This window comes from Streptomyces sp. NPDC046881, from assembly GCF_040645015.1.
In the GTDB taxonomy this organism is placed as follows: domain Bacteria; phylum Actinomycetota; class Actinomycetes; order Streptomycetales; family Streptomycetaceae; genus Streptomyces.
On the sequence record NZ_JBEYXJ010000020.1, the window covers coordinates 81,985 to 100,689 of the forward strand.

The 18,705-nt window shown below is 73.4% G+C and carries 17 protein-coding genes and 1 pseudogene; 5 read left to right on the plus strand and 13 right to left on the minus strand.

The genetic code is table 11. The features are described 5' to 3' along the window. Positions 1–22: 22 nt before the first annotated feature. The 6 genes and pseudogenes from ABZ923_RS13075 to ABZ923_RS13100 all read right to left on the minus strand — a co-directional run. Entirely contained in the window at positions 23–955 is a 933-nt protein-coding gene (locus tag ABZ923_RS13075) for a M48 family metalloprotease (RefSeq protein WP_361470383.1), read from the minus strand. Then, positions 952–1,332, minus strand: coding sequence for a BlaI/MecI/CopY family transcriptional regulator (locus ABZ923_RS13080; RefSeq protein ID WP_361470385.1), 381 nt, complete (start codon positions 1,330–1,332; stop codon positions 952–954). The genes ABZ923_RS13075 and ABZ923_RS13080 overlap by 4 nt, the downstream gene beginning before the upstream one ends. 158 nt (positions 1,333–1,490) lie before the next feature. Next, the gene (locus tag ABZ923_RS13085; RefSeq protein ID WP_361470387.1) at positions 1,491–2,396 is read right to left on the minus strand and encodes an aldo/keto reductase; all 906 of its coding nucleotides are present in this window, start codon (positions 2,394–2,396) and stop codon (positions 1,491–1,493) included. A 34-nt stretch (positions 2,397–2,430) separates the two neighbouring features. After that, complete coding sequence (locus ABZ923_RS13090; protein ID WP_361470389.1) at positions 2,431–3,141, minus strand: chitinase; 711 nt, start codon at positions 3,139–3,141, stop codon at positions 2,431–2,433. A 212-nt stretch (positions 3,142–3,353) separates the two neighbouring features. Then, a complete protein-coding gene (locus ABZ923_RS13095; protein WP_361470391.1) occupies positions 3,354–4,676 on the minus strand; it encodes an aldehyde dehydrogenase family protein in 1,323 nt (440 codons plus the stop codon). Positions 4,677–4,792: 116 nt separating this feature from the next. Next, positions 4,793–5,341: pseudogene (locus tag ABZ923_RS13100) on the minus strand (DUF6596 domain-containing protein); the annotation flags it as partial. A gap of 108 nt (positions 5,342–5,449) precedes the next feature. Here ABZ923_RS13100 and ABZ923_RS13105 point away from each other — a divergent pair. Further along, positions 5,450–6,508 (plus strand): acyl-CoA dehydrogenase family protein, encoded by a 1,059-nt coding sequence (locus ABZ923_RS13105; RefSeq protein ID WP_361470393.1) that lies wholly within the window; start codon positions 5,450–5,452, stop codon positions 6,506–6,508. A 72-nt stretch (positions 6,509–6,580) separates the two neighbouring features. Here the strand turns inward: ABZ923_RS13105 and ABZ923_RS13110 are convergent, their stop codons facing one another. The 5 genes from ABZ923_RS13110 to ABZ923_RS13130 form a co-directional block, all read right to left on the minus strand. Continuing rightward, positions 6,581–7,723, minus strand: coding sequence for an LLM class flavin-dependent oxidoreductase (locus ABZ923_RS13110; protein WP_361470395.1), 1,143 nt, complete (start codon positions 7,721–7,723; stop codon positions 6,581–6,583). A 13-nt stretch (positions 7,724–7,736) separates the two neighbouring features. Beyond that, positions 7,737–8,921 (minus strand): SfnB family sulfur acquisition oxidoreductase, encoded by a 1,185-nt coding sequence (locus tag ABZ923_RS13115; RefSeq protein ID WP_361470397.1) that lies wholly within the window; start codon positions 8,919–8,921, stop codon positions 7,737–7,739. A gap of 5 nt (positions 8,922–8,926) precedes the next feature. Next, positions 8,927–9,481, minus strand: coding sequence for an NADPH-dependent FMN reductase (gene ssuE, locus ABZ923_RS13120; RefSeq protein WP_361470398.1), 555 nt, complete (start codon positions 9,479–9,481; stop codon positions 8,927–8,929). An 86-nt stretch (positions 9,482–9,567) separates the two neighbouring features. Further along, positions 9,568–10,689 (minus strand): dimethylsulfone monooxygenase SfnG, encoded by a 1,122-nt coding sequence (sfnG, locus tag ABZ923_RS13125; protein WP_361470400.1) that lies wholly within the window; start codon positions 10,687–10,689, stop codon positions 9,568–9,570. Positions 10,690–10,822: 133 nt separating this feature from the next. Continuing rightward, positions 10,823–10,906: a putative leader peptide gene (locus ABZ923_RS13130; RefSeq protein WP_361470427.1), complete on the minus strand. Its 84-nt coding sequence runs from the start codon at positions 10,904–10,906 to the stop codon at positions 10,823–10,825. A gap of 137 nt (positions 10,907–11,043) precedes the next feature. Between ABZ923_RS13130 and ABZ923_RS13135 the strand changes: the two genes are divergently transcribed. After that, positions 11,044–11,949 (plus strand): LysR family transcriptional regulator, encoded by a 906-nt coding sequence (locus ABZ923_RS13135; RefSeq protein ID WP_361470402.1) that lies wholly within the window; start codon positions 11,044–11,046, stop codon positions 11,947–11,949. 31 nt (positions 11,950–11,980) lie between these two features. On the opposite strand, the gene ABZ923_RS13140 is transcribed toward ABZ923_RS13135, so the two are convergent. Then, the gene (locus ABZ923_RS13140; protein WP_361470404.1) at positions 11,981–12,157 is read right to left on the minus strand and encodes a hypothetical protein; all 177 of its coding nucleotides are present in this window, start codon (positions 12,155–12,157) and stop codon (positions 11,981–11,983) included. Between the two features lie 207 nt (positions 12,158–12,364). Between ABZ923_RS13140 and ABZ923_RS13145 the strand changes: the two genes are divergently transcribed. Next, positions 12,365–12,799 carry an SPW repeat protein gene (locus tag ABZ923_RS13145; protein WP_361470406.1) on the plus strand — a complete coding sequence of 145 codons (435 nt, stop codon included), beginning with the start codon at positions 12,365–12,367 and terminating at the stop codon, positions 12,797–12,799. A gap of 233 nt (positions 12,800–13,032) precedes the next feature. On the opposite strand, the gene ABZ923_RS13150 is transcribed toward ABZ923_RS13145, so the two are convergent. After that, on the minus strand, positions 13,033–14,478 hold the full coding sequence (locus tag ABZ923_RS13150; RefSeq protein WP_361470408.1) for an APC family permease: 1,446 nt from the start codon (positions 14,476–14,478) through the stop codon (positions 13,033–13,035). Positions 14,479–14,595: 117 nt separating this feature from the next. On the opposite strand from ABZ923_RS13150, the gene ABZ923_RS13155 reads away from it, so the two are divergent. Both ABZ923_RS13155 and ABZ923_RS13160 read left to right on the plus strand, forming a co-directional pair. Continuing rightward, positions 14,596–15,780: an ROK family protein gene (locus ABZ923_RS13155; protein WP_361470409.1), complete on the plus strand. Its 1,185-nt coding sequence runs from the start codon at positions 14,596–14,598 to the stop codon at positions 15,778–15,780. A 106-nt stretch (positions 15,781–15,886) separates the two neighbouring features. Then, a complete protein-coding gene (locus tag ABZ923_RS13160) occupies positions 15,887–18,604 on the plus strand; it encodes an exo-beta-D-glucosaminidase (protein WP_361470411.1) in 2,718 nt (905 codons plus the stop codon). Positions 18,605–18,705: the final 101 nt, after the last annotated feature.

The window sequence follows — 18,705 nt, forward strand, 5'->3', positions numbered from 1 at the left end:
GCGTCGCGGGAGGGCGCTCCCGTCAGGGGCTTTCCTCTCCTTGGGCGACCTCCACGCGGTGGTGGACGTCGGCCGTCGCGGTGGCCGAGGCGACGCAGGACAGGGCGGTGCAGGTGACGAGGAGCGTGGCCACGGCGCGGCCTGCTCGGGGGCGAGGGGGCCGGGGGCCGGCCAGCAGGGCCTGGACGCGCTGCGGGACGGGACCGGTGGCGACGCCGGGGGCGAAGGCGGGGCGAGCGGACCGCGCGGCGTGCCCGGCGAGGGCCGCGCGGGCGATGGCCCGGGCGGTCAGGCGCCGGTCGCCGACCGAGGCGGCGGCGGCCTCGTCGGCGGCGCGCTCCGCGGCGAGCCGGATGGTGTCACGGACCCGGCGCAGCGCCGGATGGCAGTGCGCCACTAGCTCGGCGGCGGCGAGGGCGACGTGGTGGCCGCCCGTGTTGTGCGCCCGCTCGTGGGCCAGCAGCGCCTCCCGCTCGGGCCCGTCCAGGCTGCGCAGCATCGCCGTGGTGACGACGACCCGGTGCGGGCGCCCAGGCAGCGCGTAGGCGTCGGGCTGGGCCGAGTCGACCACGCACAGGTCGCCGACGGCGGGCCGGCGCGCGGCCTCGGCCCGGGCCGCCCGGTAGGCCCGGCTCTGGCGCAGTGCCGAGCGGACCAGGGTCCAGCCGGAGCCGGCGAGGGCGCCGGCCGAGGCGAGGGCGGCCGGGACGACGAGGACGGCCCAGGCGGTGTGCAGCGGGTGGACCAGCTCGCCGAGCGCGGCGAAGAGCGGCAGTTCGAGCAGCCCGATCAGGACGAACGCGCCGAGCGCGGCCAGCGAGCAGCCGGCGAGGAGCACGGCGCAGCCGGTGACGGCCCACAGCGCGACGGCCGGGGTCAGCCGGCCCAGGGCCCGGCGGGCCAGGAGCGGCAGGGCGCACGGCAGCAGCAGCGGGAGCAGCAGCAGGGCGGTCATCGGCCGTCGGCTTCGAGCAGGTCCCGCAGGACGCGTTCGTCGTCCGGGCCGAGCTGGGCGACGAAGCGGGCGAGGACGGTCTCCCGGTCGCTGTCCCGGTCCAGCTCGCTGTGCATCCGGCGGGCGGTGAGACCGTGTGCGTCCGGGACGTCCCGCGCGGGCGAGTAGGCGTAGCCGCGGCCCTGGCGGCGCCGGTCGACGACCCCCTTGTCGTGCAGCCGGGTGAGGATCGTCGTCACCGTCGTACGGGCGAGGTCCACGCCGAGGCTCTGCTGGACCTGTCCGGGCGTCCGGGGCGTGCCGGCGGCCCAGAGGACGGCCATGACGCTCGCTTCGAGTTCGCCGGCCGGCCGACGTTCGTTCTTGGCGTCGGTCATGGGAACGTTCCTCACCCTGCCCTCGTCTGGCGTCCGGCTCCGTCTACACGATGGTAGTCGCCTGGGTCCGCTCCGCGGCCTGCGGCCGGGAGGGAGCCCGAGGACGACCTGCCGGGCCCTGCCCGGACGCCTCCGCGGTCCCTCCCCGCGCGCTTCCGTCAGGCGGTCGGCGTACGGGCCGCCCCGAGCCGCGCCAGTTCCTCGTCGGTGAGCCGCAGCGCACCGGCGGCGACGTTCTCGGCCACGTGGTCGGGGTTGCCGGTGCCGGGGATGGCGAGGACGTGCGGGCCCTGGTGCAGGGTCCAGGCGATCCGGACCTGCGCGGGGCTCACGCCGTGGGCCCGTGCGACGGTGAGCACCGCGTCGTCGTGCGCGGCCGTCGCACCGCGCTCCCCGCCCGCCCCGGCCACGGCGTAGAAGGGGACGAAGGCGATGCCGTGCTCCCCGCACAGCCGCAGGACCTCGTCGCCGACGGGGTCGGGGCGGTCCACCGCGTACCGGTTCTGCACGCTCACCACGGGTGCGATCGCCAGCGCCTCGGTGACGTGCCGGGGTTCGACGCCGGAGATCCCGAGGTGCCGGATCAGTCCGGCCTGTCGCAACTCGGCGAGGGCGCCGAAGTGTTCGGCGACGGTGTCCTGGTCCATCCGGCGGAGGTACACGACGTCGAGATGGTCCCGTCCGAGCTGGCGCAGGTTCTCCTCGACCTGCCCGCGCAGCTGGTCGGGCCGGGCGGGGGCGCCCCATGCGCCGTCGGGGTCCCGGTGGGGGCCGACCTTGGCGGCGATGACCAGGCCGTCGGGGTACGGGGAGAGCGCCGAGCCGATGAGTTCGTTGGCGGAACGCAGCGAGGAGAAGTAGAAGGCAGCCGTGTCGATGTGGTTCACGCCCAGCTCGACGGCCCGGCGCAGGACGGCCAGTGACCGTGCGCGGTCGCTCGGGGTGCCGAGGTGGAAGGCGGCGCTGCCCGTCAGCCGCATCGCGCCCAAGCCGATGCGGTGGACGGGCAGTTCGCCGAGTTTCCAGGTACCGGAGGCGTCCGCGGTGATCGGTTCTGCAGTCATCCGCGGAGTCTCGCACACGGCACCCGGGCGGCCGTCAGCAGTAGAGGTTGCCGCCCGGTGAGACCCCGAGGATCTGGGCGAAGCGCTGGTAGGCGGAGACCCGGCTCTGCACCTGCGCGGGGTTCTTGCCGTCGCACTCCAGGGAGCCGTTGATGCTGCGTATGGTCTGGCCGAAGCCGGCGCCGCCCACCATGGCGTTGTGCGGGGTCATCGTGCCCGGCCCGCTCTGCGTGTTCCAGTACCACAGGCCGGTCTTCCACGCGACGGACGCGTTGTTCTGCACCAGGTTGGGATTGTGGAGCAGGTCGATGCCGAGGGCGTCGCCGGCGGCCTTGTAGTTGAAGTTCCAGGACAGCTGGATGGGCCCGCGCCCGTAGTACGCCGCCTGGCCCGCCGGACACCCGTACGGCTGGCTCCAGTCGCAGTAGTGCGGGTAGTTGGCGGTGTTCTGCTCGACGACGTACACCAGTCCGCCGGTCTCGTGGCTGACGTTGGCGAGGAAGGCGGCGGCCTCCTGCTTCTTCACGGTGTCGCTGCCGGTGTTCGCGAACGCGGGGTAGGCACCGAGGGCGGCGGTCAGGCCGCTGTAGGTGTAGAACGAATTCCGGTTCGGGAACATCTGGTTGAACTGTGACTCGCTGACCACGAAGCCGGCGGCGGAGGCCGTGGGGGCCGCCTGGAGCACCAGGGCGGAGATCCCGAGGGCGAGCGAGGTCAGAAGTGCGGCGATGCGGTTTTTCGACATGGACCAACTCCTCTGCGCGGCACGGCCGCTCCCGTGGGAACGGCCGTGGTGGGGGGTTGGGCACACTCAACCGCTTTGGTCTGTACCAGTCAAGGGTGTAGACCAGTCAAACACGCGCCGGTTGTGTAGGTGAACACCGTGCGACCGTCACGGAGTTGCGCATGCAGAAGCGGGCCCGGCCGCGCGTGCGGCCGGGCCCGGGCTGCGGAAGGTCAGTGCAGCGGCTTCGCCAGGACCGCCTTGCGGTGGCTGAACGTCTCGATCGAGTAGCGGCCGTGGTAGTTGCCCATACCGCTCTCCCCCACCCCGCCGAACGGCAGGTCGGAGACGGTGAGATGGGCGAGGGGCAGGCCGTGGCCGAGGCCGCCCGAGGAGGTCTCGGCGGCGATGCGCTCCCGGGTCTCGTCCGACTCGCTGAAGACGTACAGGGCGAGCGGCTTGTCCCGGTCGTTGACGAAGGCGATCGCCTCGTCCAGTCCCGCCACGGTGACGATCGGCAGGATCGGGCCGAAGATCTCCTCCTGCATGACGGGCGACGCCGGGTCGACGTCCGCGAGGACGGTGGGCGCGAGGTACCGGGCCGCCCGGTCACCGACACCTCCGACGGCGACGCGGCCCGAGCCGAGCAGCGCGAAGAGCCGGTCGAAGTGGCGCTCGTTGACGATCCGGCCGTACTCCGGCGAGGCCGCCGGGTCGCTGCCGAACAGGCCCTCGATCGCGCGGACCAGCGCGGCCTCCAGGGCGGGCGCGGTCTCCGGGTCGGTCAGCACGTAGTCCGGGGCGACACAGGTCTGACCGGCGTTGAGGAACTTGCCCCGGGCGAGCCGGTCCGCGACCACGCCCAGGTCGGTGCCGCGGTCCACGAACGCCGGGGACTTGCCGCCCAGTTCGAGGGTGACCGGGGTGAGGTGCTCGGCGGCGGCGCGCATGACGATGCGGCCGACGGCGCCGTTGCCGGTGTAGAAGATGTGGTCGAAACGCTCGGCCAGCAGGGCCGTGGTCTCCGGGACCCCGCCCTCGACGACGGCGACCGCGTCCGTGTCCAGGTAGGCCGGTATCAGCTCGGCCAGCGCGGCCGAGGTGGCGGGGGCCAGCTCGCTCGGCTTGGCGACGACCGCGTTGCCGGAGGCCAGCGCGCCGACCACGGGGGCGAGCAGCAGCTGCGCCGGGTAGTTCCAGGGTGCGATGACCAGGACGACGCCCAGCGGGTCGTACTGCGTCCAGGCCGTGGCGTCGGCGCCCAGGTGGGCCGGGACGGGTGCGGGCTCGGGGCGCAGCCAGTCGGCCAGGTGCTCCAGGGTGTGGTCGATCTCCCGGACGGTGAAGTCGATCTCGGTGCGGTAGGCCTCGGTGCTGCTCTTGCCGAGGTCGGCGCGGAGGGCGGCGGCGAGGTCGGCACCACGTTCCGTGAGCAGCGCGCGGAGCCGGCGCAGCTGGCCGGTGCGCCACTCGACGGACTTGGTGCGGCCGGTGGCGAAGGTGGCGCGCAGCCGGGCCACGACGTCGGCGGGCTGCTCGGGCTGGGAGTGGGTCACGGGTGCCTCGCTGGGGTGCGCGGGCCGGGGGCCCGGGCTGGGACGGACAGGTCAGATGTAAACAGCAACCTTTCAGGTCCTCAAGTTCATTCCGGGAACTCCCGGCGTGACAAGGGTCACCGTGCGGAGGCCCGCCCCGCGCCGCCGTCCCCGCGCCGCTCCAGGAACGCCCGCTCGGCCTCGCTCGGGGCCGGCTCGGCGGCCAGGGCGTACTCCGCCGCCGCCTCGGCGGTCCGCCCCGGCCGGCGCAGCAGGTCGGCGCGGACGGCGTGCAGCACGTGGTACGGGCCGAGGCCGAGCGCGTCGACCAGCTCCAGGGCCGCCGCCGGGCCCTCGGTCTCCGCGACCGCGACGGCCCGGTTCAGGGCGACGACCGCGGACGACGCCACGGCCATCAGCTGGTCGTACAGGGCGAGGATCTGCCGCCAGTCGGTGGCGGCGGCGGGCGAGTCGCTGTGGACCGCGTTGACCGCGGCCTGGATCCGGTACGGGCCCGGCCGGCCCCGGCGGACCAGCTCCTGCCCCTCGGCGGTCAGCGCGCGGTCCCACCGGGAGCGGTCCTGCTCGGGCAGCGGGACGAGGACGCCGTCCGCGTCGTGCCGGGCCGGCCGCCGGGCCTCCACCAGCAGCATCAGCGCGATCAGGACGTCCTCAAAGGCGTCGGGCCCGGGGCGGGCCCACGGTCACCTCCTGCACGAACGGCCGGGCCCCGGATCGACACCGCGCGCCGCGGTCGCGGAGAAAATCCGCGGAAGAGCGGAAGAATCTTCCGCATGGACCCGCTCACCCCGCATCCGCTCGTCGAACGCGCCCGCCGGCTCGCCACGGACGTGCTGCTCCCCGAGGCCGAGCGGGTCGACCAGGACTGGGTGCCCGCGAGCCACATCGAGGCGGTGAAGCGGTCGGGCCTGCTCGGCGTGGCCGCGCCGGCCGGGCACGGCGGCTGGGGCGCGCCGCCCGCCGTGCTGCGGGAGACCGCGGAGATCCTCGCCGGTGCGTGCTGCGCGACCTGGTTCGTGCAGACCCAGCACCACACTCCGGTGCAGACCCTGGCGAGCAGCGCACTGCCGGTCCGCGAGCGGCTGTTGGGGCCGCTGTCCCGCGGGGAGATGCTGTCCGGGGTGGCGTACGCGCACCTGCGGTCGTTCCCGCGCCGTCCGGTGCGGGTCCGCCGGCAGGGCGACGGCTGGCGCTTCGACGGGACCGTTCCCTGGTACACCGGATGGGGCCTGAACGACGTGATGCTGCTGGCCGGGGTGACCGACACCGACGAGGTGCTGTTCGCCTTCGCCGAGGCCCGCGAGCAGCCGGGGCTGCGGGCGTCGCCGCCGATGCGGCTGGCGGCCCTCACGGCCGCGCGCACGGTCTCGCTGGAGCTGGACGGCCTGTGGCTGCCCGCCGACGCGGTTGCGCTGCACGCGCCGTACGACGAGTGGGCCGCCGGGGACCGGATCAGGACCCTGCACACCAGCCCCGCTGTCTTCGGCGTGGCGGAGGCCGCCCTGTCGCTGCTGGACACCGGGACGGCCGGTCCGCTCCGCGCCCGCCTCACCGCCGTCCGTGACCGGGCCTACACCCTGGCCGACCTGCCGGCCCGCCAGGAGCTGACCGGGGAGCGGCTGGCGGTGCGGGCGGCGGCGTACGAGGTGCTGCGGGCGGCCACCACGGCGGCGGTGGTGGCCGGCGGCGGGCGGGCGCTGGCCCTGACGAGCCGCGCCCAGCGCCTGGCCCGGGAGGGCCTGTTCCTGCTGGTGCAGGGGCAGACGGCGCAGTCGCGCGCGGCCCATCTCCGGGCCCTGGACGCGGCCTTCGCACCGGAGGGTCAGCGGTAGCCGCAGCGCTGCGCGGCCGGCCGGACCCGGTGCGAACGCACGGTCCGCCAGGGTCTGTCGCCCGGCGCAGGTTCAGCTCGCGAACGGCACCTGGGCCGCGGAGGCGGTCCGCCCACCGTCGGGGTGGGTCCACAGGCCCTGCGCGGCGAGCCGGGGCAGGACGCCCTCGCCGAACCAGTAGGCCTCCTCCAGGTGCGGGTAGCCGGAGAGGACGAACTCGTCGATGCCGAGGGCGTGGTACTCCCGGATGCGCTCGGCGACCTCGTCGTGGCTGCCCACCAGGGCCGTGCCCGCGCCGCCGCGGACCAGCCCGATGCCGGCCCACAGGTTGGGGTGGATCTCCAGGCTCTCCCGGCTGCCGCCGTGCAGGGCGAGCATGCGCTGCTGCCCTTCGGACTCGCTGCGGGACAGGCCCGCCTGTACGGCCCGTACGGTCTCCTGGTCGAAGCCGGCGAGCAGCCGGTCCGCCTCCGCCCAGGCCTGCGCCGAGGTGTCCCGGGTGATGACGTGCAGCCGGATGCCGAAGCGCAGGGTACGGCCGTGCGCCGCGGCGAGTCCCCGGATCCAGGCGATCTTCTCGGCGACCTGCGCGGGCGGTTCGCCCCAGGTGAGGTACACGTCGGCGTAGCGGGCCGCGACCTCTCCGGCGGCGGGCGAGGAGCCGCCGAAGTAGACCTCGGGCACCGGATCGGGCACCCGGCTGAGCCGCGCGTCCTCGACCCGCAGGTGCTCGCCGTGCAGATCGACGCTCTTGCCGTCCCACAGGTCGCGCACGATGTGCAGGAATTCGCCGGTACGGCGGTAGCGGGCGTCCTTGTCGAGGAAGTCGCCGTAGGCCCGCTGCTCGTGGCTCTCGCCGCCGGTGACGACGTTGAGCAGCAGCCGTCCGCCGGTCTGCCGCTGGAAGGTGGACGCCATCTGGGCGGCGAGCGTCGGCGAGACGAAGCCGGGCCGGAAGGCGACCAGGAACTTCAGCCGCTCGGAGTTCTGGCTGACCATGGCGGTGGTCAGCCAGGCGTCCTCGCACCAGGCGCCGGTCGGGGTGAGCGCACCGGCGAACCCCAGGTCCTCGGCGGCCCGGGCGATCTGGCTGAGGTAGGCGACCGTCGGCGGCCGGTCCCGGCCGGAGGCGGTCGCCGGGGTGCCGTGGCCGCCGCCTACGACATGGCGGCTGTCGCCGTTGGTGGGCAGGAACCAGTGGAAGGCGAGGGACACGTGGGGTCTCCGATCAGAGCAGCCCGTGCCGGGGCGGCCGGGTTCCGTTGAGCACGTGGCGGCCGATGTGCTGGATCTTCCAGCGGACCGGGTCGTGCAGGGTGTGGGTGCGGGCGTCGCGCCAATGGCGGTGCAGGTTCAGCGAGTTCAGGGCCGCGCGGGTGCCGGACACCTCGAACAGGGCGCTCGCCACCTCCACCGCGGCCTCGGCCGCCCGCACCCTGGCGGCGGCGACCGCGAGGGACGCCTCGGCCGCCGTGTCGTCGGTGAGGCGGTCGCGGGCCGTGTCGACCGCGCGGGCCGCCTCGCGCAGCAGCGCCTCGGCCGTCCGCACCTGGAGGGCGAGTTCGCCGAACCGCTGGACGAGCAGCGGGTCCTCGGCGGCGGACTCGGCCCCGCTCTCGAACCAGGGCCGGCTGCGGGTCCGGACGAACTCCGCCGCCTCCGCGAGCGCTCCCCCGGCGATGCCGGTGTCGATGGCGGCGTGCAGCAACTGGGCCATGGCACCGTGCAGTTGGGGGCCCTGGAAGGTGAGGTGGTGGGGCAGGACACGGTCGGCGGGCACGGGGACGGCGTCCAGGCGGACCGTGCCGCTGGCGGTGGTCCGTTGGCCCATGCCGTCCCAGTCGTCGGTCACGGTGAGGCCGGGGGCGTCCCGGGGCACGTAGGCGACGTGCAGGGTGTCGTCCTCGGCGCGGGCCAGCACCGGGATCCAGTCGGCGAACAGGGCGCCGGTGCTGTAGTGCTTGACGCCGTGCAGCAGGTACGACCCGTCCGGCCGGGGCTCCAGACGGGTGCGGATGTCCTGGACGTGCCGGGTGCCGGCCTCGGACTGTGCGTTGCCGAGGCGGCGGCCGGCGAGCAGCTCGGCGAAGAAGAACTTGCGCTGCTCCTCGGTGCCCTGCCGGCGGAGCACGTTGACGTAGACGAAGTGGCTCTGCGGGATCTGCGCGAGGCTGCCGTCGGCGGTGCCGAGCAGCCGGAAGACCTCCGCGAGGGTCGCGGACCGGACGTCGGCGCCGCCGTGCTCGGCGGGCACGGTGACGGCGAGCAGCCCGGAGGCGGACAGCCGGTCCAGTTCGGGCCGCGGCAGGCGCCGTTCGGCGTCCCGCTCGGCGGCACCGGCGCGGAACTCGTCGGCCAGGGCCGCGGCGACGGCGAGCGCCTCCGCGTCGTCGGCGATGACATGGGCGTTCATGGCGGTCAGCTCGCCGCCGCCAGCTGCGGGGTACGGTCCAGGGCGGCGGCGAACTGGTCCACCACGTGCCCCAGGGCCTCGACGGTGGCGGGCGCGACGGTCACCGAGCCGTCCTCCCGCACGGTGATGTCCTTGTCGAGGGTGAACCAGCCCTGGACGATGTGGGCGGCACCCATGGAGCTGAGCACCGGTCGCAGGGCGTAGTCGATGGCGAGGACATGGGCGGTGGAGCCGCCGGTGGCGAGCGGCAGCACGGTCTTGCCGGTGAGCGCGTACTGCGGGAGGAGGTCGAGGAGGGCCTTGAGGACACCGGAGTACGACGCCTTGTAGACGGGGGTGGCGACCACGACCCCGTCGGCGCGGGCGAACAGTTCGGCGGCCGCCACGATGGCGGGGTGCCGGAAGTCGGTGCCGAGCAGGGCCTCGGCCGGGAGGGTGCGGACGTCGAGCGGGATCACCTCGTGGCCCTGGGCGACGAGCCGCTGGTCCAGGTGGCGCAGCAGGCGGCCGGTGCGCGAGGAGGCGGAGGGGCTGCCGGAGACGGACAGGACGGTGGCCATGGGTGCCTCGTTTCTGGGGTGCGCCGGGCAGGCTTGCGGGGAAGGGTGCCCGGGAGGAAGGTCGGGAGCGGGTGCCGGTCCGGCGGTCAGGCGTGGGCGGGGGCGGTGTCGGGTTCGGTCTGCGGCCGGGCGGCCTCCAGCTCGCGGACGAGGGGCAGCACGTGCCTGCCGAAGTACTCGACCTCCTCGTGGTAGTGCAGGAAGCCGAGGAGGAAGAGGTCGACGCCGAGTTCCTTGTAGGCGACGATCCGCTCGGCGATCTGCTCCGGGGTGCCGATGAGTCCGGTGCGGAAGCCGTCGTTGTACTGGACCAGGTCCTCGAAGGCGGAGTCCTGCCACATGCCCTTGCCGTCGGCCGTGGACTGCCCGGCCTGCCGCACGGCCGCGCCGAAGCCGTGGACCGCCTCGGTGTCGGCCCGGGCGACGATCTCGCGCAGGGTCTCGCGGGCCTCGGCCTCGGTGTCACGGGCGATGAGGAAGCCGTTGAGCCCGAACTTCGGTGCGTCGCGCCCGGCTTCGGCGGCGGACGCGCGGACGTCCGCGAGCTGCTCGGCGACCCCGTCGAAGTCCTTGCCGTTGGAGAAGTACCAGTCGGAGACCCGGCCGGCCATCCGCCGGGCGGCGGTGGAGTTGCCGCCCTGGAAGATCTCCGGGTGCGGTCGGCCGGGGGCGGCGAGGGGCTTGGGCTTGAGGGAGAAGTCGCGCAACCGGTAGAAGTCACCGGCGAGTTCGGCGTGGTCCTCGGTCCAGATCCGCCGCAGGGCGGTGATGAACTCCTCGGAGCGGCGGTACCGCTCGTCGTGCTCCAGCCAGGGTTCGCCGAGCGCGGTGAACTCGTCCTTGAACCAGCCGGAGACGACGTTCACGGCGAAGCGGCCGTTCGACAAGTGGTCCGCGGTGGCCCCCAGCTTGGCCAGGACGCCCGGGTGCCACAGACCGGGGTGGACGGCGGCGATGACCTTGAGGCGCTCGGTGGCGAGCAGCAGGGCGAGGCTGAAGCTGGTGGACTCGTGCTGGTACTCGGCGCCGTAACTGGCCATGTAGCGGACCTGGCTGAGGGCGTACTCGAAGCCGTTGTTCTCGGCGAGGACGGCGAGCCGGCGGTTGTACTCGTACCCCCAGTCGGTGCGCTGCTCGATTTTACTGGTGACGAGTCCCCCGCTGACGTTGGGGACCCAGTAGGCGAATTTCACGGGTGCGGCGGGCATGCGGAACTCCTGTTGCGGGAAACACGACGAATTTCGGGCACGCGAAATCCCGGGCAGCGCAGGGCGGCAGGGAAAAGGCTGGGAATTCAGGCGTGCCGGGAAACCCGGGAGGGGTGAGGGAGAACGCGGCGGATCAGACCGCGGCGCAACAGGAGGCGCTGGAGACGCGCGCGAGGTCGACATGGCGTCGCCGCGTGAGGTCCAGTCGCATCGTCATGCCGTCGATCGTGGCAGCAGCCACTGAAGGCCGTCAAGGAAAACCCGACCGGTCTCGTATCCCGGACCATTGAATTTCACGAAGGTGTGACAGGGAAACCCTTGAACCCGCCGTGTCCGGCCGCGCATTCTGCGACGGTGCGGACCGAACAGCTGGAATACATCGCGGCCGTGACCCGGCTCGGCTCACTGCGCCGGGCGGCCGACGAACTACGGCTCTCCCAGCCGGCGTTGAGCGAGACCGTGCGCAACCTGGAGCGGGAGCTGGGCGTCGATCTGCTGGAGCGCAAACGGTCGGGGGCGACGATGAGCGCGGCGGGCCGGGAACTGCTGCCGCACATCGTCGGGGTGCTGGAGGCGGTGGACCGGCTGCGGTCGGCGGCCGGGGAACAGCACCGCATCAGCCGCATGGTGCGCGTCGGCACCGTCAACGCGGCGACCGTGCCGCTGCTGATCCCCGTGCTGCGGGAGTTCCGCGCCACGCATCCGGTGACCCAGGTCGAGGTGGTGGCCGCGCAGCAGACGGACATCCAGCGCGGGCTCGCGGAGGGCGGCTTCGACCTCGGCCTGGTCAATCACCTCGACGGCGACGACGTCCCCGCGGGCATGGAGTGCACGGAACTGCTGCGCGGGCGGCCCGTGGTGTGTCTCCGGCCGGACAGCCCCCTCGCCGCGCTGCGCGTGGTCGGCGCCGACGACCTGCTCGGCACCCCGCTGATCGCGATGCGCACCGGGTATGTGATGCACCGCTATGTGCACCGGCTGCTGTCCGGCCGTACCCCGGTGTTCTCGTACTCGACCGACGGCGCGGAGATGGGCAAGCTGATGGTCGCCGAGGGGCTCGGGGCGACCGTGCTGCCGGACTTCAGCGTCGCCGGGGATCCGCTGGAGCGGTCCGGCACGATCACGTACCGGCCGCTCGCCGACGACACCACCCGGGTGCTGCTGATGCTCCAGCGCCGGCGCGCGGAGTCGGTGCCGCAGGCGGCCCAGGACCTGCACACCGCGTTCGTGCGCCGGGCGCGGGAGCTGGCGCAGAGCTAGGACCTGTCGTTCGGATCAGGCCGGGCGGCGCTCAGGGGCGGCCGTCCTCCTCCGGCCGGTCGACCACCACGAGGAAGGCGTCCGACTTCAGGTCCATCACCACGGTCGCGGGTTCACCCTCGGCGCGTCGGGCAGCCGCGTACTCCTCCGCGGGCCACGATCCGCGCGGAGCCCCGGCGGGGAAACGCTCCAACACCTTCGCACTCATGACGGCGGCCACCTCCTGCGTCGCTGACCCGAACGGAATGTACAGCTTGTACCGATCCGGCTGCCCGCGATCGGCGAGGGCATGCCACCCCTGCACGGGACGTCCTCACCTCTACACATAAGCATGAAATAAGCGCAAAATGGAGCATGCGGCGCTTACCGCACACCGCACAGACGCGGTATGGCCCGAAGTCAAAGGAGACGACTCATGGCCAACTTGCACAGGGGTGACATATCAAGCCACCCCGATGTGTCCGAAATGCGGGAACGCTACGCCCGCATGCTCGGCGGCCGGGATGTGGCGCTCGTCGACGGGCCGGCGTTCCTGCTCGGCCTGTACTGTGCCGCGTCCCCGTGGATCCTGCACTACACGCTCAGCCAGCCCGCCCTCGTGACGCACAACCTGATCATGGGCATCGCGATCGGCCTGCTGGCCCTCGGATTCAGCCGGGCACCCGAGCGTATGTACGGCCTGAGCTGGGCGATGTGCGCCATGGGCATCTGGATGATCATCGCCCCGTGGATCGTGGGCAGCAGCCCGGACGCGGGCGTCATCGTCAACAACATCGTCATCGGAGCCCTGGCCCTCGCCCTCGGCCTGATATGTGCCGGTACGGCGGCGAAGAGCGCCCCCAGGCCGTAGACGCCCCACCAGCCTTTGAAGAGAAGATCGAGAAGAGGAAGGAAGGGAAACGCGAGGCCGGTTCGCCCGGGCGGACCGGCCTGCGCGTGCCCGCGGCCGGGTCGTCCTGCCGGCAGGCGATCCCCCGGGGCCCCGGTGCGTCGGGTGAGCGCCCCGCGCACGGCCGGCCGCCCCACGCCCCGGCGCCGGGCCCCGCGGTCCGGGCGGGCAGGAGCGTTTCGACGGCGGCGGCGCTAGCCCGTCTCCAGTGCGGTGCGCACCTCCCCGGCCTCCTCGCCCGCCTCCTTCGGGCCGAAGGGCCACACCCTCTCCCGCCGCGCCCAGACCAGGAAGGCCGCGCAGCCCAGGGCCAGCCAGGCCAGGGACCACTCGACGGGACGGCGGCCGGGGGAGTTCTCGTCGGCGTACCCGTAGATCACGCACCAGCCGGCGAAGGCCACGACGCCGGGCAGGGGGTACAGCCACATCCGGTACGGACGGGGCAGGTCGGGCCGGCGCCTGCGCAGCACCGTCAGCGCGACGATCTGGGCCAGTGCCTGCACGATGACCATCACCGTGGTGAGCAGCTGGATCAGGGTCGCGAGGTCGGTGTGGCGGCCGATCAGGAAGCCGACCGCGGTGATCACGCCCATCGTGGCCAGGCCGAGCACGGGGAACCGGTGCTTCGGGTGCAGCTTCCCGTACGGACGGAAGAAGACTCCGTCCCGAGCGGCGTCGTAGGGCACCCGGGAGCCGCCGAGCAGGCCGGCGAAGACGGAGGCGAACGCGGTGACCAGGATCAGCACGGTCACCGTGTCGGCCGCGCCCTCGCCCCAGGTCTCCTCCAGCACCGCGGAGGCCACCGAGGTGGACGCGATGTCGTGCGGGTCGGTCATCCGGTGCCAGTCGACGACGCCCAGGGTGCCGATCTGCAGCAGCAGGTAGATCGCCATGATGCCGAGGATCGACAGCAGGATCGAACGCGGGAGCGTACGGCCGGGGTCCTTGATCTCGGCACCCATGTAGGCGGTGGTGTTGTAGCCGAGGTAGTCGTAGATGCCGATGGTCAGGCCCGCGGCGAAGCCCGCCCAGTAGTGGTTGCCCATCACATCGAAGGCCCCCGCCGGATAGGTGAAGGCCATGTGTGGGCTGAAGTGAGTGGCGGCGGCGACGATCACCAGCAGCACCGAGGTGACCATCACGGCCCACATCACGGCGGTGATGCGCGCGATGTGCTCGATGCCGCGCCAGAGCAGCAGGACCACCAGGGCGATGACGCCGAGGCCGATCAGATCGCCCGCGCTCTGCCCGAGGCCGGGGGCGAGATAGCCCAGGTACTGGACGAAGCCGACCACGCCCGTGGACATGATCAGCGGGATGAACAGCATCGCCGTCCACACGAACAGGAACGGCATCAGGCGGCCGGTGCGGTACCGGAAGGCCTGGCGCAGATAGACGTAGCTGCCGCCGGATCCGGGCATCGAGGCCCCCAGCTCGGCCCAGACCAGCCCGTCGCACAGGGCGAGCACCGCGCCCGCGACGAAGCCGACGACCGCCTGCGGGCCGCCGAACGCGGCGACCATCAGCGGGATCGTGACGAACGGGCCGATGCCGCACATCTGGCTCATGTTGATCGCCGTGGCCTGGAACAGGCCGACGCGGCGGACGAAACCACCCGGGGGCGGCGGGCTACCGGACATGGGGACTCCTGACGCGACGGGCGCGCGACGCACCCGGCGGGGGCGGACAGGCCGATAAAGTTAAGGAGCCTTACTAGAGGCGTCAAGTGTGCGACACGGATGCACGAGAATGGTGCGATGCCCGCCAGTGACGTCGTAGAGCAGCAGGAACAGCCCTGGAGCCGCCGGCGCCTGCGCAGTACCAACGGGCGGCTGCTCCTGGACCGGCTGCGCACGCTCGGTGCCGCCTCGCGCGCCCAACTGGCTCGCGACACGGGCCTGTCCAAGCCGACGGTGTCCAGCGCACTGGCCTCACTCGCGGCGGCCGGCCTGGTGCACGAGGTCGGCACCCAGGCCCCGGAGCGCGGCCGCACCGCGGTGCTCTACGCCCCCGATCCGGCCGCCGGGTACGCGCTCGGCGTCGACATCGGCCGGGACTGGCTGCGGGTGGCGGTGGTCGACCTGGACGGCACGGTCGTCGCCCGGGCCGACGTACGCAACCGGGCCCGCACCTCCGCCGCCCTGACCGGCCTGGTCGTGACCACCGCCCGGCAGGTGATCGCCAACTCGGGCGTGGACCCGGCCGAGGTGGTGCACGGGGTGATCGGCACGCCCGGGGTGTACGACGGGGAGCAGCGGCGGGTGCGGTACGCGATGCATCTGCCGGGCTGGGGGCGGGCCGGGCTGGTGGACCGGATCCGGGCGGAGCTGGGCGTGCCGCTGGAGGTGCACAACGACGCCAACCTGGCGGCGCTCGGCGAGTACACGTACGGCGTCGGCGCGGGCAGCCGGCTCTTCGCCTACATCCTGATAGGCACCGGTCTCGGGATGGGGATCGTCGGCGAGGGGCGGCTCTTCACCGGCGCCCACGGGCTGGCCGGCGAGATCGGGTTCCTGCCGTGGCACGGCCGGCAGCAGCCGGAGCGGCTGGAGGACGCGGTGTCGGGGGTGGCGGTGGTGGAGGCCGCACGGCAGTTCGGGATGCGCGGCCGGCTCACGGCGAAGGCCGTGTTCGACGCGGCCCGGCAGGGTCATCCGGCCGCCGTGCGGGCCGTGGAGCAGGAGGGCGAGCGGATCGCGCACACCGTGGCGGCGGCCGCCGCCGTGCTCGACCCGGACCTGGTGGTGCTCGGCGGCGGCGTCGGCCACAGCGTCGACCTGCTGCTGCGGCCCGTACGGGAGCGGTTGCGCGCCCTCACCCCGCTGCGCCCCCGGATCGCGCCGAGCCGGCTGGGCGCGGACGCCGTCCTGCTGGGCGCGGTGGCCACGGCCCTGGACACGGCCCGGGACCTGGTGTTCGAACGCCGGACGGCCGGAACCTGACCCAGCGCAAGCCCCCGGCGGCGCGGGTCGTTGACACGGCCCGGGGCGGCCCCTAGCGTGACCGCGATTTGTAAAGTTTCCTAACTTTACGAGGCTGGAGACCGCCGTGTTCCCTCGCACCGCCCGCCGGCTCCCCACCACCGCCGCGCTCCTCGCCCTGGCCGGCTCCCTCACCACCGGCGCCTGGGCCGCCGCCCCCCGGGACACGGCGGAGCCGCACCGGCCCGCCCGGATCACCCACGTGCCCTCCGCCGCCGGCAGCGGCACCCCGCTGACCGGCTACGCCGTCCAGTCCACCGCAAAGGTGAGCGACTCCGCGGCGGCCGTGTCCTCCCCCGGCTATCCGGCGCGGGGCTGGTACCCGGCGGGCCCCCGCTCCACGGTGCTGGCCGCGCTGCTGGCGAACGGCGTGTACGCCGACCCGTTCCGCTCCACCAACCTGCAGCGGATCCCCCGGGCCGACTTCGACGTGCCCTGGTGGTACCGCTCCGACTTCACCGTCGACGACACCTCCCGCCGCACCTCCCTCGACTTCAGCGGGGTCGTCTCGGCGGCCGACGTCTACGTCAACGGCCGTCAGGTGGCCTCGGCCGCGGACGTCACCGGCACGTACACCCACCACGAGCTGGACATCACCTCGCTGGTCGGGCCCGGCACCAACACGGTCGCCTTCCGGATCCGGCCCAACGACCCGCACAAGGACCTGACCATCGGCTGGCTCGACTGGATCCAGCCGCCGCCCGACCGCAACATGGGCCTCGTCCGGGACGTCGTGGTGCGCAGGGGCGGCCCGGTGGCGCTGCGCGACGCGCACGTGGTCACCCGGCTGGCGGTGCCGTCGCTCGCCACGGCCGACCTGACGGTCAAGGCCCGGGCCCGCAACGACACGGACGCGGCCGTCACGGCCGAGGTCCGCGGCAGCATCGGCGGTACGGCGTTCTCCAGGACGGTCTCGCTCGCCGCGCACGAGACGAAGACCGTCACCTTCTCCCCCGCCGACACCCCCGGCCTGCACCTCACCGACCCGAAGGTGTGGTGGCCGGCCGGGATGGGCGGCCAGCCGCTGTACGGCCTCGACCTCACCGCCACCGTGGCCGGCACGGTCTCCGACACCGCGCACGAGACCTTCGGCATCCGGGACGTCCGGGCCCCGCTGAACTCCGACGGGGCCCGGCAGTACCGCGTCAACGGCCGCCCCCTGCTGATCAAGGGCGGCGGCTGGTCCCCGGACGCGTTCCTGCGCTGGGACCCCGCCTACGCCGAGGACCGCCTGAAGTACGCCCTCGACCTGGGCCTGAACACCCTCCGCCTGGAAGGCCACCTGGAGCCGGACGAGTTCTTCGAGCAGGCCGACCGCCTCGGCCTGCTGGTCCTGCCGGGCTGGGAGTGCTGCGGCAAGTGGGAGGGCGAGGTCAACGGCACCGAGAAGGGGGAGCGCTGGAACGCCGCGGACTACCCGGTCGCCAAGGCGTCCATGGCCGCCGAGGCCGCCCGGCTGCGCGGCCACCCGAGCGTGCTGTCCTTCCTGATCGGCAGCGACTTCGCCCCCGACGCGACGATCGAGAGGAACTACCTGGACGCACTGAGGGCGGCGGACTGGCCCACCCCCGTGGTCCCCTCCGCCTCCGACCGGCCCTCCCCGGAACTCGGCGCTTCGGGCATGAAGATGACCGGCCCCTACGACTGGGTGCCGCCCGGCTACTGGTACGCCAAGCGCGAGGGCGGGGCCACCGGGTTCAACTCCGAGACCAGCGCGGGCCCGAGTATCCCCACCCTCGACAGCCTGCGCCGGATGATGACACCCGCCGAACTGGACACCCTGTGGCAGGATCCGGACGCCCGGCAGTACCACCGCTCGCCGTCCAGCGTCTTCGGCACCCTCCGGATCTACGACGACGCCCTCGCCGGCCGCTACGGCACCCCCACGAGCCTCACCGACTACGTACGCAAGGCCCAGCTCGCCCAGTACGAGAACGTCCGCGCCCAGTTCGAGGCCTACGGCCGCAACGCGGGCGACCCGGACCGGCCCGCCACCGGGGTGATCCACTGGATGTTCAACAGCGGCTGGACCTCCCTGCACTGGCAGCTCACGGACCGCTACCTCGATCAGAACGGCTCCTACTTCGGGGCCAAGAAGGCGAACGAACCGCTGCACATCCAGTACTCGTACGACAACCGCTCGGTCGTCGTCGTGAACAACCGGTCCGCCGCCGCACGGGGCCTCACCGCCCGGGCCACGCTGTTCAACCCGGACGGGACGCAGATGTACGACAGGACCGCCACCGGTGTGACGGTCGACGGGGGCGGGGCGCACGGCGCGACGCTCACCCTGCCGTCGTCGGTGGCCGGGCTGGCGCGGACGTACCTGCTCCGGCTGGTGCTGACGGACGCGGACGGCACGGAGGTGAGCCGGAACGTGTACTGGCTCTCCACCAGGGCGGACACCCTCGACTGGAACGGCACCACCTGGTACCACACGCCGACGACCGGCTACGCCGACCTGAAGGGGCTCGCCTCGATGGCCCCGGTGCCGGTGTCGGCCACGGCGGCCACGAGGTCGTCGGACGGCACCTCGACCACGACGGTGACCCTGCGGCACAGCGGGAGCGGGACGACGCCGGCGCTGCTCACGGACGTCCACCTCGTGGACGCGCAGGGCAAGCCGGTGCTGCCGGTGCGCTGGTCGGACAACGAGGTGAGCCTGTGGCCGGGCGAGTCGGTCACGCTGACCGCCACCTACCGGACCGCCGGCCTGCACGGCTCGGCACCCGGCGTGCGGGTCTCCGGGTGGAACACGCCGGAGCGGACGGTGCCGGCGGCCTGAGCGGGCAGGGGGGGGGGCGGGGCGGGGCGGGGGGGGGGGCCGGGGGGCGCGCGGGGGGGGGGGGGGAGGCCGGAGGGCCGGGGGGGGTGGGGGGGCACGGG

Bases quoted from the DNA above. Each gene is read 5' to 3' on its own strand.
- ABZ923_RS13080 (WP_361470385.1), bottom strand. From the start codon at position 1,332: ATGACCGACGCCAAGAACGAACGTCGGCCGGCCGGCGAACTCGAAGCG.
- ABZ923_RS13130 (WP_361470427.1), bottom strand. From the start codon at position 10,906: ATGACGATGCGACTGGACCTCACGCGGCGACGCCATGTCGACCTCGCG.
- ABZ923_RS13115 (WP_361470397.1), bottom strand. From the start codon at position 8,921: ATGAACGCCCATGTCATCGCCGACGACGCGGAGGCGCTCGCCGTCGCC.
- ABZ923_RS13105 (WP_361470393.1), top strand. From the start codon at position 5,450: ATGGACCCGCTCACCCCGCATCCGCTCGTCGAACGCGCCCGCCGGCTC.
- ABZ923_RS13075 (WP_361470383.1), bottom strand. From the start codon at position 955: ATGACCGCCCTGCTGCTGCTCCCGCTGCTGCTGCCGTGCGCCCTGCCG.
- ABZ923_RS13145 (WP_361470406.1), top strand. From the start codon at position 12,365: ATGGCCAACTTGCACAGGGGTGACATATCAAGCCACCCCGATGTGTCC.
- ABZ923_RS13140 (WP_361470404.1), bottom strand. From the start codon at position 12,157: ATGAGTGCGAAGGTGTTGGAGCGTTTCCCCGCCGGGGCTCCGCGCGGA.
- ABZ923_RS13150 (WP_361470408.1), bottom strand. From the start codon at position 14,478: ATGTCCGGTAGCCCGCCGCCCCCGGGTGGTTTCGTCCGCCGCGTCGGC.
- ABZ923_RS13085 (WP_361470387.1), bottom strand. From the start codon at position 2,396: ATGACTGCAGAACCGATCACCGCGGACGCCTCCGGTACCTGGAAACTC.
- ABZ923_RS13155 (WP_361470409.1), top strand. From the start codon at position 14,596: ATGCCCGCCAGTGACGTCGTAGAGCAGCAGGAACAGCCCTGGAGCCGC.
- ABZ923_RS13090 (WP_361470389.1), bottom strand. From the start codon at position 3,141: ATGTCGAAAAACCGCATCGCCGCACTTCTGACCTCGCTCGCCCTCGGG.
- sfnG (WP_361470400.1), bottom strand. From the start codon at position 10,689: ATGCCCGCCGCACCCGTGAAATTCGCCTACTGGGTCCCCAACGTCAGC.
- ssuE (WP_361470398.1), bottom strand. From the start codon at position 9,481: ATGGCCACCGTCCTGTCCGTCTCCGGCAGCCCCTCCGCCTCCTCGCGC.